11 protein-coding genes and 1 pseudogene are annotated in these 14,007 nt (G+C 73.2%); 10 read left to right on the top strand and 2 right to left on the bottom strand.

The annotated features are described in order from the left end of the window. The first annotated feature begins 132 nt into the window (after positions 1–132). From hutU to hutI, 4 genes are read left to right on the top strand one after another with little or no spacing between them, the layout of a single operon-like run. Complete coding sequence (gene hutU, locus QF030_RS18120) at positions 133–1,797, top strand: urocanate hydratase (RefSeq protein WP_307163711.1); 1,665 nt, start codon at positions 133–135, stop codon at positions 1,795–1,797. After that, positions 1,794–3,011 (top strand): allantoate amidohydrolase, encoded by a 1,218-nt coding sequence (locus QF030_RS18115; RefSeq protein ID WP_307163710.1) that lies wholly within the window; start codon positions 1,794–1,796, stop codon positions 3,009–3,011. Before hutU ends, QF030_RS18115 begins: the two co-directional genes overlap by 4 nt. Next, a complete protein-coding gene (locus tag QF030_RS18110) occupies positions 3,008–4,384 on the top strand; it encodes a formimidoylglutamate deiminase (protein ID WP_307163709.1) in 1,377 nt (458 codons plus the stop codon). Before QF030_RS18115 ends, QF030_RS18110 begins: the two co-directional genes overlap by 4 nt. A gap of 35 nt (positions 4,385–4,419) precedes the next feature. Continuing rightward, entirely contained in the window at positions 4,420–5,619 is a 1,200-nt protein-coding gene (hutI, locus tag QF030_RS18105) for an imidazolonepropionase (RefSeq protein WP_307163708.1), read from the top strand. Here the strand turns inward: hutI and QF030_RS18100 are convergent. Beyond that, positions 5,547–6,591, bottom strand: a pseudogene (locus QF030_RS18100) (EamA family transporter). The gene hutI and the pseudogene QF030_RS18100 sit on opposite strands and share 73 nt — an antisense overlap. Before the next feature lie 399 nt (positions 6,592–6,990). Further along, entirely contained in the window at positions 6,991–7,926 is a 936-nt protein-coding gene (locus QF030_RS18095; RefSeq protein ID WP_307163707.1) for an RNA polymerase sigma factor SigF, read from the bottom strand. A gap of 238 nt (positions 7,927–8,164) precedes the next feature. Here QF030_RS18095 and QF030_RS18090 point away from each other — a divergent pair, with 238 nt between their 5' ends. From QF030_RS18090 to QF030_RS18065, 6 genes are all read left to right on the top strand, one after another. Further along, positions 8,165–8,560, top strand: a complete 396-nt coding sequence (locus tag QF030_RS18090) for an STAS domain-containing protein (protein WP_307163706.1) — start codon at positions 8,165–8,167, stop codon at positions 8,558–8,560. A gap of 202 nt (positions 8,561–8,762) precedes the next feature. Next, the gene (locus QF030_RS18085; protein ID WP_307163705.1) at positions 8,763–9,314 is read left to right on the top strand and encodes an ATP-binding protein; all 552 of its coding nucleotides are present in this window, start codon (positions 8,763–8,765) and stop codon (positions 9,312–9,314) included. 645 nt (positions 9,315–9,959) lie between these two features. Beyond that, positions 9,960–10,670 carry an LPXTG cell wall anchor domain-containing protein gene (locus QF030_RS18080; protein WP_307163704.1) on the top strand — a complete coding sequence of 237 codons (711 nt, stop codon included), beginning with the start codon at positions 9,960–9,962 and terminating at the stop codon, positions 10,668–10,670. 31 nt (positions 10,671–10,701) lie between these two features. Then, the gene (locus tag QF030_RS18075) at positions 10,702–11,568 is read left to right on the top strand and encodes a hypothetical protein (RefSeq protein WP_307167610.1); all 867 of its coding nucleotides are present in this window, start codon (positions 10,702–10,704) and stop codon (positions 11,566–11,568) included. Then, positions 11,565–12,653 (top strand): hypothetical protein, encoded by a 1,089-nt coding sequence (locus QF030_RS18070; RefSeq protein WP_307163703.1) that lies wholly within the window; start codon positions 11,565–11,567, stop codon positions 12,651–12,653. Before QF030_RS18075 ends, QF030_RS18070 begins: the two co-directional genes overlap by 4 nt. Before the next feature lie 68 nt (positions 12,654–12,721). After that, entirely contained in the window at positions 12,722–13,993 is a 1,272-nt protein-coding gene (locus QF030_RS18065) for a hypothetical protein (protein ID WP_307167609.1), read from the top strand. Positions 13,994–14,007 lie beyond the last annotated feature (14 nt).

Genomic DNA, 14,007 nt, shown 5'->3' with positions numbered 1-14,007 from the left:
CCCACGACGCCGCGCTGCGGCCGTGGCCCCGAAGCTGCGGCCCGATGTATTGACTAGTCCTATTCATCAAGTCAGGATGTGAATAACAACAGCAAAAACCGCCGGGATCACCCATCCGCAAGGAGGCAGACCATGTCAGGACCCCGCCCCGTACGAGCGCCACGCGGTACGGAACTGAGCGCCCTGGGATGGCAGCAGGAAGCCGCCCTGCGGATGCTCCAGAACAACCTGGACCCCGAGGTCGCCGAACACCCCGACAAGCTCGTCGTCTACGGCGGCACGGGCAAGGCGGCCCGCGACTGGCGCTCCTTCGACGCGATGGTCCGCACGCTCAGGACCCTCAAGCAGGACGAGACCATGCTCGTGCAGTCCGGCCGCCCGGTCGGCGTCATGCAGACCCACGAGTGGGCTCCGCGCGTCCTCATCGCCAACTCCAACCTCGTCGGCGACTGGGCCAACTGGGAGGAGTTCCGCCGGCTGGAGCAGCTCGGGCTGACCATGTACGGCCAGATGACCGCCGGTTCCTGGATCTACATCGGCACCCAGGGCATCCTCCAGGGCACCTACGAGACCTTCGCCGCCGTCGCCGCGAAGAAGTTCGGCGGAACCCTCGCCGGCACGATCACCCTCACCGCCGGGCTCGGCGGCATGGGCGGCGCCCAGCCGCTCGCCGTCACGATGAACGACGGCGTGGCGATCTGCGTCGACTGCGACCCGCGCGCCATCGAGCGCCGCATCGAGCACCGCTACCTGGACGTCAGGGCCGACAACCCGGACCACGCGCTCCGGCTGGCCGTCGAGGCCCGTGACCAGCGCAAGCCGCTCTCCATCGGCCTCCTCGGCAACGCCGCCGAACTCGTCCCGCAGCTGCTCGCGACGGGCGCCCCCATCGACATCGTCACCGACCAGACCTCCGCCCACGACCCGCTCGCCTACCTGCCGACCGGGATCGCCTTCGAGGACATGGCCGACGCCGCCGAGAAGGACCCGGCCGGCTTCACCACCCGGGCCCGCGAGTCGATGGCGAAGCACGTCGAGGCGATGGTCGGCTTCATGGACGCCGGCGCCGAGGTCTTCGACTACGGCAACTCCATCCGCGGCGAGGCCCGACTCGCCGGGTACGACCGGGCGTTCGCCTTCCCCGGTTTCGTCCCCGCCTACATCCGCCCGCTGTTCTGCGAGGGCAAGGGCCCCTTCCGCTGGGCGGCGCTCTCCGGCGACCCGGCCGACATCGCCAAGACCGACAGGGCGATGCTCGACCTCTTCCCGGAGAACGAGTCCCTGGCCCGCTGGATCAAGCTGGCCGGTGAGCGCGTCCACTTCCAGGGCCTGCCCGCCCGGATCTGCTGGCTCGGCTACGGCGAGCGCGACAAGGCGGGCGAGCGCTTCAACGACATGGTGGCCTCGGGCGAGCTGGCGGCCCCGCTGGCCATCGGCCGCGACCACCTCGACTGCGGCTCCGTGGCCTCCCCCTACCGCGAGACCGAGGCCATGCTCGACGGCTCCGACGCGATCGCCGACTGGCCCCTGCTGAACGCCATGGTCAACGTGGCGTCCGGGGCGTCCTGGGTGTCGATCCACCACGGCGGCGGCGTCGGCATGGGCCGCTCCATCCACGCCGGCCAGGTCTCCGTGGCCGACGGCACCAAGCTCGCCGGCGAGAAGATCCGCCGTGTCCTCACCAACGACCCCGGCATGGGCGTCATCCGGCACGTGGACGCCGGGTACGACATCGCGGAGTCCGTCGCGGACGAGCGGGACGTACGGGTGCCCATGCGTGAAGGTGACGACGCGTGACCTTCCACAGCATGTGGGCGGAGCTGCTGCCGGTCGGCCGCAGCTCCGCCTCCGGCGGCTACCGCCGCTACGCCTGGACCGGCGCGGACACCGACTGCCGGACCTGGTTCAGGGAACAGGCCGAGGCGCGGGGACTGACGTACGAGGTCGACCGCAACGGCAACCAGTGGGCCTGGCTCGGCGACCCGGCGGCCGGGGACGCCGTCGTCACCGGTTCGCATCTCGACTCCGTACCGGACGGCGGCGCCTTCGACGGCCCTCTGGGCGTGGTGTCCTCCTTCGCCGCCCTCGACGAACTCCGCGCGCGGGACGTCACCTTCACCAAGCCGCTCGCCCTCGTGAACTTCGGTGACGAGGAGGGCGCCCGCTTCGGACTCGCCTGTGTCGGCTCCCGGCTCACCGCGGGCCGGCTCACCGCGGAGCAGGCCCACCGGCTCACCGACGGCGAGGGGATCACCCTCCCGCAGGCCATGGAGGCCGCCGGCCACGACCCCGACGCCATCGGCGCGGACCCCGAGCGGCTCGCCCGGATCGGCGCCTTCGTGGAACTGCACGTGGAGCAGGGACGCGCCCTCGACCTGAGCGGGGACCGGGTCGGCCTCGCCAGCGCGATCTGGCCGCACGGGCGCTGGCGGTTCGACTTCCGGGGCGAGGCCAACCACGCGGGCACCACACGGCTCGATGACCGGCGCGACCCCATGCTGCCGTACGCCGAGACCGTGCTGGCCGCCCGCCGCGAGGCCCGGCTCGCGGGCGCCGTCGCCACGTTCGGCAAGATCTCCGTCGAGCCGAACGGCGTCAACGCCATCCCCTCCCTGGTGCGCGGCTGGCTCGACTCACGCGCCGCCGACCAGGCCACTCTCGACACCGTGGTCGCAGGGGTGGAGCAGGCCGCCCGCGCATACGCCGAGGGCCACGGCATCGACCTGGACGTCGTCCGTGAGTCGTTCACGCCCGTCGTCGAGTTCGACCACGCCCTGCGCGACGAACTCGCCCGCATCCTCGGCAGCGACACGGACCTCAAGGTTCCCGTCCTGGGCACCGGCGCCGGACACGACGCCGGAATCCTGTCCGGGACCGTCCCGACCGCCATGCTGTTCGTGCGCAACCCCACGGGCGTCTCGCACTCCCCCGCCGAGTTCGCCGCCGAGGACGACTGCGTGGCCGGGGTGCACGCCCTCGCCGACGTACTGGAAGGACTGGCCTGCCGGTGACCCCCACGCAGCGGACACGGACGTACTGGCTGGAGCACGCCTGGCTCGACACGCACGTCGAGCCGGGCGTCGCCCTCACGGTGTCGACGAGCGGCTCGGCCGCGGGGCCGGACGGCCGCATCACCGCCGTCCGGACGGGCGTCGACACCCCGCCGCCCGGCGCCGAGATCCTGCGCGGCCTCACCCTCCCCGGCCTGGCGAACACCCACAGCCACGCCTTCCACCGCGCCCTGCGCGGCACCGTCCAGGTCGGCTCCGGCACCTTCTGGACCTGGCGCGAGGTCATGTACTCGGTCGCCGACCGGCTCACCCCGGAGACCTACCACCAGCTGGCCCGCGCCGTGTACGCCGAGATGGCGCTGGCGGGCATCACGGCCGTCGGAGAGTTCCACTACCTGCACCACGCCCCCGGCGGCACCCCCTACGCCGACCCCAACGCGATGGGCGAGGCCCTCATCGAGGCCGCCGCCGAAGCCGGTGTCCGGATCACCCTCCTCGACACCGCCTACCTCTCCGCCGGCTTCGGACAGCCCCCCAACGCCCACCAGCTCCGCTTCTCCGACGGCGACGCGGACGCCTGGGCAGAACGCTGTTCACTTCTCAAGGAACGGGGTCACGCGAGGATCGGGGCGGCGATCCACTCCGTGCGGGCGGTGCCCGCCGGGCAGCTGGCGACCGTGGCGCGCTGGGCCGAGGAGCGCCGGGCACCGCTGCATGTGCACCTGTCCGAGCAGACCGCCGAGAACGACGCCTGCCGGGCGGCCCACGGCCGCACGCCCACCCGGCTCCTCGCCGAGCACGGAGTCCTCGGACCGCGCACCACCGGTGTCCACAACACCCATCTCACCGACGAGGACATCACCCTCCTCGGCCGCTCCGGCACCGGCACCTGCATGTGCCCGACGACCGAACGGGACCTCGCCGACGGCATCGGCCCGGCCGTGGCCCTCCAGGCCGCCGGCTCACCGCTCTCCCTCGGCTCCGACAGCCACGCCGTCATCGACCTGTTCGAAGAGGCCCGCGCGATGGAGCTGAACGAGCGGCTGCGCACCCGCACCCGGGGTCACTGGACGGCGGCCGCCCTGCTGCGCGCCGCCTCCGCCGACGGCCACGCCGCCCTCGGCAACCCGAACGCGGGCACCCTGGAGACCGGCGCGGTCGCCGACTTCACGACCATCGCGCTCGACTCGGTCAGGACGGCGGGCCCGGTGCCCAGGCTCGGCGCCGAGACGGCCGTATTCGCGGCGACCGCGGCGGACGTACGGCATACGGTCGTCGCCGGGCGTCACGTCGTACGCGACGGAGTGCACGCGCTCGTACCGGATGTGCCGCAGGCCCTCGCGCGGGCCGTGGCAGCCCTGCACGGCCACTGACCACCACCGGACTTCGCCCCCACGAGGACACGACGATGAGCAGCAGCACCGGCACGACCACCGTCATCACCGACATCGCCACGCTGGTCACCAACGATCCCTCCCTCGGCGACGGATCCCCCCTCGGTCTGGTCCGGGACGCGGCCGTCGTCATCGAGGGCGACCGCGTCGTGTGGACCGGTGAATCAAGCAAAGCACCCGCCACTGACAACCGGGTCGACGCCGGCGGCCGGGCGGTCCTCCCGGGCTTCGTCGACTCCCACTCCCACCTGGTCTTCGCGGGCGACCGCACCGAGGAGTTCAACGCCCGGATGTCGGGACGCGGTTACACGGCGGGCGGCATCCGCACGACGGTGGCGGCCACCCGGGCGGCCAGTGACGAGGAACTGGAGGCGAACCTCACCCGTTTCCTCTCCGAGGCCCTCCGTCAGGGCACCACCACCTTCGAGACCAAGTCGGGCTACGGCCTGACGGTCGCCGACGAGGCCCGCGCCCTGCGCCTCGCCGCCGCCCACACCGACGAGGTCACCTACCTCGGCGCGCACATCGTCTCCCCCGACTACGCGGACGACCCGGCCGGTTACGTGGCCCTCGTCACCGGCGAGATGCTCGACGCCTGCGCCCCGCACGCCCGCTGGATCGACGTCTTCTGCGAGAAGGGCGCCTTCGACGGCGACCAGGCCCGCGCGATCCTCACCGCGGGCAGGGCGAAGGGACTGCACCCCCGCATCCACGCCAACCAGCTCTCCTTCGGGCCCGGCGTGCAGCTGGCGGTCGAACTGGACGCGGCCAGCGCCGACCACTGCACCCACCTCACGGACGCGGACGTCGACGCCCTCGCGAACGGGAACACGGTCGCCACCCTGCTGCCCGGCGCCGAGTTCTCCACCCGGGCCGAGTGGCCGGACGCCCGCCGGCTGCTGGACGCGGGCGTCACCGTCGCCCTCTCCACCGACTGCAACCCCGGCTCGTCCTTCACCTCGTCCGTGCCGTTCTGCATCGCGCTCGCGGTGCGGGACATGCGGATGACGCCGGACGAGGCGGTGTGGTCGGCGACCGCCGGCGGCGCCGCGGCCCTGCGCCGCACGGACGTGGGACGCGTGGCCCCGGGCGCCTACGCCGACCTGATGCTCCTGGACGCCCCGAGCCACGTCCACCTCGCCTACCGGCCCGGCGTGCCGCTCGTCTCGGAGGTCTGGCGACGCGGCGTACGGGTCGCCCCGGCGGTTGCCTGAGCGGAGGTCCGAGCGGGGTCGGCCGACGGCTTTGGCCCCCGGTCGGCAGGCTCCCGCCCCCGGTCCGCCGCCGACCGGCCCCAGCCGGTGCCGGCGAGCACGAGCGCCGCGCCCACGAAGCCGAGCCAGCCCGGCCGGTCCCCGGCCAGCGCGATGCCCACGGCCGCCGCCCACACCGGCTCGGTGCCCAGCAGCAGGCTGACCCGGGACGGCGACGTACGGCGGACCGCCCACATCTGCACGAAGAACGCGAACAGGGTGCAGAACACGGAGAGGTAGACCAGCCCCAGCCAGTCCCCGCCGTCGAAGTCCGCGGCGGCCGCCCACGGCGACGAGCCCGTCCCCGGCAGCGCCACCAGCACCGCGAACACGCCCACCGCGGACCCGAGTTGGACCGTCGTCAGCGACAGCGCGTCGGCGCCGCGCACCGACTCCATGCGCGCCATGGCGAGCACGTGCACGGTACGGGCGACGGCGGCCCCCAGCATCAGCAGATCGCCCCCGGACGGAGCGGTGAACCCGGCGCCCTGCGTCAGCAGGGCCACGCCGAGCACCGAGAGCCCTGCCGCCGCCATGAACGCCCCCGGCAGCCGCACCCCGCGCACGACGCTCTCCGCGAGCGGAGTGAACACCATGGTCAGGCTGATGATCAGCCCGGCGTTGGTCGCGGAGGTGTGCACGACGCCGTAGGTCTCCAGCAGGAAGATCACGGCGAGGATCAGCCCCAGCGACGCGGCCCCGCGCAGCTGGGCGCCGCTCAGCGCCCGTAGCCGCCGCCACCCCGCCCCGACCAGCACCGGCAGCACCACGGCGAATCGCAGCACCAGGACGGCCAGCACCGGTGTCGGCGGTCGTGACGCCCTTGGCGGCGAGGTAACTCGACCCCCACACGGCGGCGACCAGCAGTACGGGAACGTCGGCGAGCCGCCCGGGACGGGAGGGACCGGCCGGGGAGTCAGGAGAGGCGGGCATGGGTCTCCTCATGAGCAGAGGACGTGGCTGGCCCAGCGGCTCTGCTGGTCAGAGGGCTGGGCCAGAGTAGTCACCGGGAGGATGCCGGCCAACGGGTTTCCAGGATGAGGACAGCGGCAGCGACCGGACCGGTCCGACGGCGGTCGCCGCGCCCCCTGCTCAGTACGTGCCCGGCTCCGTCCGGGAACGGGTCCTGGCCTCCGCCGGCACGGGGAGCCGGGCGTCCGGCTCAACCGCTCGGCCCGGCCCCGCCTGGGCACGCCCTGCGCCGGCGCCCCGCGAGGATCGTCGCGGGGCGCGCTCTGCTTCTCGTGGGCGGTGGCGCAGTACGGGCGGTGCGGGCGGTGCGCCTCCGGGCCGGCGCCGTGCCGCGCGCCGTGAGCCGTCGCGCCGTCGCCCCTACTCCTCCAGCGTCAGCCCGTTGCGCAGCCGCACCAGCGTCCGCGACAGCAGCCGCGACACGTGCATCTGCGAGATGCCGAGTTCCTCGCCGATCTCCGACTGGGTCAGACCGGCGACGAAGCGCAGGGAGAGGATCTGCCGGTCGCGCGAGGGGAGTTCGGCGATCAGCGGCTTCAGCGACTCCACGTACTCGATGCCTTCGAGCCCGTGGTCCTCGTAGCCGATGCGGTCGGCGAGGGTGCCTTCGGAGTCGTCCTCCTCCGGCTGCGCGTCGAGCGACGAGGCCGTGTACGCGTTGGACGCGGCCATGCCCTCGACGACCTCCTCGTTGGAGATGCCGAGACGCTCGGCCAGCTCCCCGACGGTGGGCGCCCGGTCGAGCTGCTGGGCCAGTTCGTCGCCCGCCCTGGCCAGCTCGAGCCGCAGCTCCTGGAGCCGGCGCGGGACGCGCACCGACCACGACGTGTCACGGAAGAAGCGCTTGATCTCGCCGATGATGGTTGGCAGCGCGAAGGTCGGGAACTCGACGCCCCGAGACAGCTGGAAGCGGTCGATCGCCTTGATCAGGCCGATGGTGCCGACCTGGATGATGTCCTCCATCGGCTCACTGCGGGTGCGGAACCGGGAGGCGGCGAACTTGACCAGGGCGAGGTTCAGTTCGACGAGGGTGTTGCGGACGTACGAGTACTCGTACGTGCCCTCTTCGAGGGACTCGAGCCGCGCGAACAAAGTCTTGGACAAGGCCCGTGCGTCGACGGCTCCGACCTCGTCGTACGGGGGGATCTCCGGGAGTCCGGCGAGGGCGTCGGTGGGGTCGACGTCCGGTGCCGCGTCCTGCGCGATGGGTTCCAGATGTTCTTTGTCCGGAGGGGGTGTCGACGTCGCTCCGCGGGTAAGCGGTGCGTCGAGCCGGGGTGACATGAAGTCCTCCATCGTTCTCGGCGTATGGCCGCCGAAGCCAGTGAGTGCACTGCGGTGTGCGGCGCCTCCAAAGCCGGCCGTGTCGGGTAGGTGCTTGTACTAGCCCTACCCGCTTTACTTGCCCCGCCGCAAGTGCATTTTGTCCGACTATGTCTGTTTGTGTGCGATTGTTCGGGTGTTGAGGCGCGGGTCGAAGGCGTAGGGTGCGAGGGCGTCAGGAAGAGTCAGCGACCCCAGGAGAAGAGACGGCATGGACCGCGGGACGGTCGGCAGCGCACAGTCTGGCCGGCTTCTGGTCGAGGTGCGGCAAGAGGGCTCCAGCGCCGTGGTTACTCCGGCGGGTGAGTTGGATCACCACACCGCCGATCTGTTGCGTGAGCCACTCGACGACTGCCTTTCCAAGGGGCTCAGTCGCCTCGTGGTGGATTGCACGCGTCTGGAGTTCTGCGACTCCACCGGGCTCAACGTGCTGCTCGGCGCCCGCCTGAAGGCGGAGGCGGCCGGTGGCGGAGTCCATCTGGCGGGCATGCTGCCCGTGGTGGCGCGGGTCTTCGAGATCACCGGAGCGGACGCGGTGTTCACCGTGCACGCCACGGTCGAGGACGCCCTGAGTGACGGGCGCGGCGAGCGTGACGAGGACGGCTGAACTCCGCCGTCCGCCGGAAACGGGTGCGAACGGACGGGAACGGGGGGTGTTCCGGCGGTTCTCTCGGGCAGGAGACATCCTGAACCCGAAGATGTCGGCGGCAATGCCGACACGAACGCCGTCCGCCTACGTACGGACTTGCAGTGATCCGACTTGTGAATTGTGAACCGGTGAATCGGGGAATCGGTGAGGTGAAGCGCTGATGAGCACCACCCGGCCTTGTTCGCCGGGCGACCGCGGCCCGGAGCCCAGCGGCGCTCCCGAAGCGTCCGAGGGGGGCGCGCAGGGAGCCGAGGTGTCCCAAGGGGGCGCGGCGACCGTGACGTCCGGGTCGCCGGGCGGCCGCCAGGTACGCCGGCTGAGCTTCGACGACGCCAGCGGGGTCGTCCCGCTCGCCCGCGACTTCGCCCGCCAGGCGCTCTACGCGTGGGCCTGGCTGCCCGCGGCCACCGCCGACCGGCGGGCCGCCGCGGAGGACGTGCTGCTCGTCGTCTCCGAGCTGGTCACCAACGCGTGTCTGCATGCCGAGGGACCGGACGGCATGGTCCTCAGCTGTGACAACAAGGTGATCCGCGTCGAGGTCTCGGACCGCGGTGCGGGCCAGCCGACCCCCCGCACCCCCCACCGCGCGGGCCGCCCCGGCGGCCACGGCATGTTCATCGTCCAGCGTCTCTGCCTGGACTGGGGCGTCATCCGGACCCCGGACACCGCGGGCAAGACGGTCTGGGCGGAACTGGGCGCAGCCCCGGCCTGACCCCGCCGGCCCCCGGGCCTGCTCCCGGTTCCGGGCGTGTTCCCGGTTCCGGGTTCGGGGCCCGTTCCGGGTTCCCAGCGCGTTTCCGCTTCCGGGTTCGGGGCCCGTTCCGGGTTCCCAGCGCGTTTCCGCTTCCGGGTTCGGGGCCCGTTCCTGGCGCGTTTCCGGTTCCGGGCCCGCTCTGGGCCCAGCCGCTCCGGTCCTGGGCCCGGTTCGGGGGCCTGGGGCGCGGGGCACGGGGCCACTCCGCTCACTTCCCGTTTCCGGCCTGCTTTCGGTCCTGGACCCCTGTCGGCCGGACGGACCCCCTTTTCGGTCTACCGGCGCCTGCTCCCCTCCCGACCGGCCCTGCTCCCCGGCCGATCCGACCGGCTTCCGGCCGGCCGTGCCCCGCGAGGTGAGCGAGCGGGACCGGCCGCCGTTCCGGGGCTGCGTCGGCGCCCCGGCGGAGGGTCGCCGTCGTGCGGGGCGCCCAGCCGCAGGGGAGTCCCGGGTGTCCTTGAAACCCACCGGATCCGCGCGCCGGATCGCCGCAACTCCGGCGTGTACGTTCTCTTCCCTCCTCATCGCCCCGGGCGTACCTTGACGGCTCAATCTGATGCCTCGTCAGTAAGGGCGGGGCGGTGGGAGTGAGGGGACGGGACCGTGTCGAACCGGAAGCGAACCGCCGCGCTCGCGACTGCCGCGGCCCTGGCCGGCTCGGCGGTGTGGATGGCCGCCCCCGCGGCGGTGGCCGAGGTCGTGAACGTCGATTACGCCTGCAAGACGCCCATCGGCGACAAGAGCGCCGTATCGCCCATCGACATCAAGGGCGTCAAGAGCGGCGGCGGCTACAAGATCACCATGTCCTGGCAGAAGGGCGTCTCCTCCAGCCCCGTCGAACTCGGCGCCGGCTCCATGAAGCCGAGCGCCACGATCAGGCTGGGCGGCGCCGACAGCGGCACCCTCGAGGTCACCGGCCCCGCCAACCAGGCCGCGATCCCCGAGAACACCCCCATCAAGATCAACGACCTGAGTGGCACGTACACCCCGAAGAAGACCGGCAAGGTCACCTTCACGGCCGGCGTGCTCACCATCAAGGCGCTCGGTACGACCACCACCTGCACGCCCACCAACAACGCCGGCCCCTCGCTGACCCTCGACGTGACCGCGGCGGGCGGCGGCACGAGCGGCGGCGGCAGCGGCACGGGCGGCGGCAGCACGAGTGACGGCGGCTCCGGCGGCGGCCTCCCGCAGACCGGCCCCGAGGACTCCGCCGTCGCCCTCGGCACCCTCGGCGGCACGGTGCTCCTCGCGGGCGCGGCCGGCGCCCTGTGGCTGACCCGGCGGGGCCAGACGGCACGCGCCCGCCGCTGACCGTCCCCTCGTACGAGTGCTGGAGCCGCCGATGCCGTACGCCGCCGTCCGTGTCCTGCTGCTGACCCTGTCGCTGCCGCTGCTGCTCGCGGCCACCCCGGCCGCGCCCGGCGGCTGGTCGGTCGCGCCCTCCGGCGGGGGACGGCCGTCCTTCTACGCGGAGGGCACGCCCGGGGCCGTGCTCCAGGACACGCTCGCCGTCACCAACCGGGGCACGGGGCCGCTCACCGTCCGGCTGCGCGCCACCGGCGACGGCCTCCGGGTCGCCTTCGCCGAACCGGCTCTCGGCATCCCCGCCCGTACCCGTGCCGAGGTGCCCTTCACGGTGACGGTCCCGGCGGACGCGCCGCCCGGCGACCGCGCCGGCGAACTCCTCGTACGGGACTCCGGCGGCCGGGAGTCCGCCGTCCGGCTGCTGATCCGGGTCGGCGGCCCGAAACTCGCCGCGCTGACCGTCGAGCACGTGGCCGTGCGCGGCGACCGCATCACGTACGAACTGGTCAACCGCGGCACCACGGCGCTCGTTCCGCGGCTCGCCGTCCACGCGGACGGTGTCCTCGGCGCCGTCCTGGACCGCGCCCCGCGCACCCTGCCCGTCCGGCTGCCTCCGGGCCGCCGGCTCGCGCTCGACGAACCGTGGCCCGACCGCCCGGCCCTGGACGCCGTCACCGTCCGTCTGACGGTGACCGCGCCGGGAGCGCCGGGGGCCACCGGACGGGCGTCCGCGCGGTTCCTGCCAGGGGGTGCGGCGGCGGGTGCGGCGGCCGGCGTGCTGTCGGTCGCCGCGGCGGCGGTGGCCGTACGGCGACGCGGACGCCGGACGGCCGCGACGGAGGCCGCGACCGGCAGCGCGACGCAGGCCACGACGCAGGCCATGCCGAGGGGAGCACGGACATGAGAGGCAAGCTCCGGATCGCGGCGCTGGCGCCCGCCCTGCTGCTGATGCTGCTCCCGCTCTCGGCGCCGTCGGCAGGCACCGCCGCGGCGGCGGAGGGCAAGCCGGCCGTCGCCCTTTCCACGGCGCAGGCGGGGGCGGGTGGTTCGGTCACCGTGAGTGGCACCGGCTGGCGTTCGGGCGCCCTGTTGATGCTGCTGGTCTGCGGGCAGGCGACACCGGCCCGGGGCGTGGTCGGCGGCACCAACTCCTGCGCCAACGCCGACGGACGGGCCGTCACCACCGACGCCGACGGCCGCTTCAGCAGGGCACTGCCGGTGACCGAGCCGCCGGTGCCGTGCCCGTGCGTGGTGCACGTCGCCACCGCGACCGGAGCGAAGGCGCAGGCCGACGCGGTGCTCCAGGTGGCCGGGCACCCGGTCGAACCGCTGCCCGCGCAGACGGCCGGCGGACGCCTGTCCGTGCTCACCGACACCCGGCTCGACGGCTCCGGCTCGCTGCTGACCTGGTTCGGCGCGCCGCCCTCCCGCACCCTCGCCTTCACCGTCGGCAACGTGGGCACCGCGCCCGTCCGGAACCCCGTCTTCCAGGTCGGCACCGCCCACGGCGTGTTCGCGCCGCAGTGGGACGAGCGGCAGTGGCGCGGCACGCTCCGTCCCGGTGAGAAGGCCCGCGTCGAACTGCCCGTCGAACTCACCGCCGGCGCCCACGGCGACTACACCGTCTCCCTGAAGTACGGCGGGAAGGTCCTCGCCGAACAGCCGTGGGGGGTGGGCCGCCCCTGGGGCGTGACCCTGTTCTGGATCCTGCTCTGCCTGGTGGTGCCCGCAGCGGTGTTCCGCATCGGGATGGCGGTGGTGGACCGGGTGGGCCCGCGCCATGCGGCCCGGCGGCCCGTGCGCGTCCCGGGGCGCGGCCACGGACGCAGGACGGCGACCGCGCCCCCGGGTGCCGCGCCCCCCACCCCGAACGCGACCCTGCCGTGGTTCACCCCGGACACCGGTCCGGGCCCGGCGGGCCGGCTCTCCGCACCGCACGAAGACCGTCCGACGAGCCCCACGACTCCCGGCAGGAAGGGATCCACGTGAGTGAGAGAGCCGTACCACCCGACCGCGCGCCCGCGCGGAAGCGAGCGGCAGCGGCGGGCGCCGCCGTCCTGTTCACCGGGGCGGCCGTCCTGCTGGGCGTGAGCGCCGGGCAGGCCCAGGCCGCCGAGGTGGCCTACGCCACCAAGTGCGTGCCGCCCTCGGGCATCGGCCTGCCCGACGTCAACGGCACCACGAAGGTCGAGATCACGGCGCCGGCGACGGCGAAGGTCGGTGACACCGTCGACGTCGTCTGGAAGTTCACCCAGGCCGCGTCGAAGAACCCCGACATCATCGACCTGCCCGCGAACTCGGTCCAGCCGTCCGGCACCCTGAAGGCGGCCGGCGCGCAGACCGCCGACATCGCGATGCAGGGGCCGCGCGAGAACCCGGCGATCCCCAAGGGCGGCGCGATGACGCTGTCCGACATGAAGGGCACGCTGAAGCTGACGGCGGCCGGACAGGTGACGCTGACCCCGGACGCGTACGTCGTCAACGCGCTGTCCACGGACACCAGGTGCGCGCCCACGGAGGCCGTCCGGCCGGCGGCGACCATCACCGTGACGACCGGGGAGGGGAGTTCGGGCACCGGCTCGGGCTCGGCCTCGCCGAGTACGTCCCCCGGCCCCTCGCAGAGCCAGAGCCCGTCGCCCTCGTCGAGCGCGTCCGGCACGCCCAGCACCTCCCCGTCGGCGTCCGCGAGCGGCGGAGACGGCGGTCGGACCGACTTCACCGGCAAGGTCGTCGACATCCCCTACACCTGCCAGTCGCCGATCGGAGAGAAGAAGGCCACCTCGCCCATCCAGATCAACGCCAGGAAGAACGGCGGGAGTTACGACCTCACCGCCCAGTTCAAGAAGTCGGTGATGGACAGCCCGATCGACATTCCGGCCGGCAAGGTGAAGCCCACCATGCGGATCGTGCTGGGCGGTGCGGACCAGGGCTCGGTGACGGTGCAGGGTCCGCTGAACTCCGCGCCGATCCCGCAGAACCAGCCGATCGAGATCCCGGACCTCACGGGCGTCTACAAGCCCGGCGCGACCGGTGAGTCCACGCTCTCCCCGGGCGTCCTCACCATCGAGGCCATGGGCACGACCACCACCTGCACTCCGGACAGCACGGCGGTCTCCCTCACCCTGGACACCGCGGAACAGGCGAGCGGCGCGTCCGGCGGCAGTGGCTCCTCGTCCTCCTCGGGCGGGTCCACGTCGACCGGCGGCGGCCTCGCGGAGACGGGTTCCGGCGACCACGGCACCCTGAAGGCGCTGGGCCTGGTGGCGGGCACGGCGGTGCTGCTGGGCGGCGCGGTGTTCACGTTCATGCCCAGGAGAAGGGCGAGCTGAGCCGCGCGAGGACG

Origin of the sequence: Streptomyces rishiriensis, assembly GCF_030815485.1 — a bacterium.
Lineage (GTDB): Bacteria > Actinomycetota > Actinomycetes > Streptomycetales > Streptomycetaceae > Streptomyces > Streptomyces rishiriensis_A.
Note: the sequence above shows the minus strand (reverse complement) of the source record. Positions and strands in the feature narration are given on the sequence as shown.

Excerpts from the sequence above, each read along its gene's own strand:
- QF030_RS18085 (WP_307163705.1), top strand. The coding sequence starts at position 8,763 with ATGAGCACCACCCGGCCTTGTTCGCCGGGCGACCGCGGCCCGGAGCCC.
- hutU (WP_307163711.1), top strand. The coding sequence starts at position 133 with ATGTCAGGACCCCGCCCCGTACGAGCGCCACGCGGTACGGAACTGAGC.
- QF030_RS18075 (WP_307167610.1), top strand. The coding sequence starts at position 10,702 with ATGCCGTACGCCGCCGTCCGTGTCCTGCTGCTGACCCTGTCGCTGCCG.
- QF030_RS18070 (WP_307163703.1), top strand. The coding sequence starts at position 11,565 with ATGAGAGGCAAGCTCCGGATCGCGGCGCTGGCGCCCGCCCTGCTGCTG.
- QF030_RS18095 (WP_307163707.1), bottom strand. The coding sequence starts at position 7,926 with ATGGAGGACTTCATGTCACCCCGGCTCGACGCACCGCTTACCCGCGGA.
- hutI (WP_307163708.1), top strand. The coding sequence starts at position 4,420 with ATGAGCAGCAGCACCGGCACGACCACCGTCATCACCGACATCGCCACG.
- QF030_RS18090 (WP_307163706.1), top strand. The coding sequence starts at position 8,165 with ATGGACCGCGGGACGGTCGGCAGCGCACAGTCTGGCCGGCTTCTGGTC.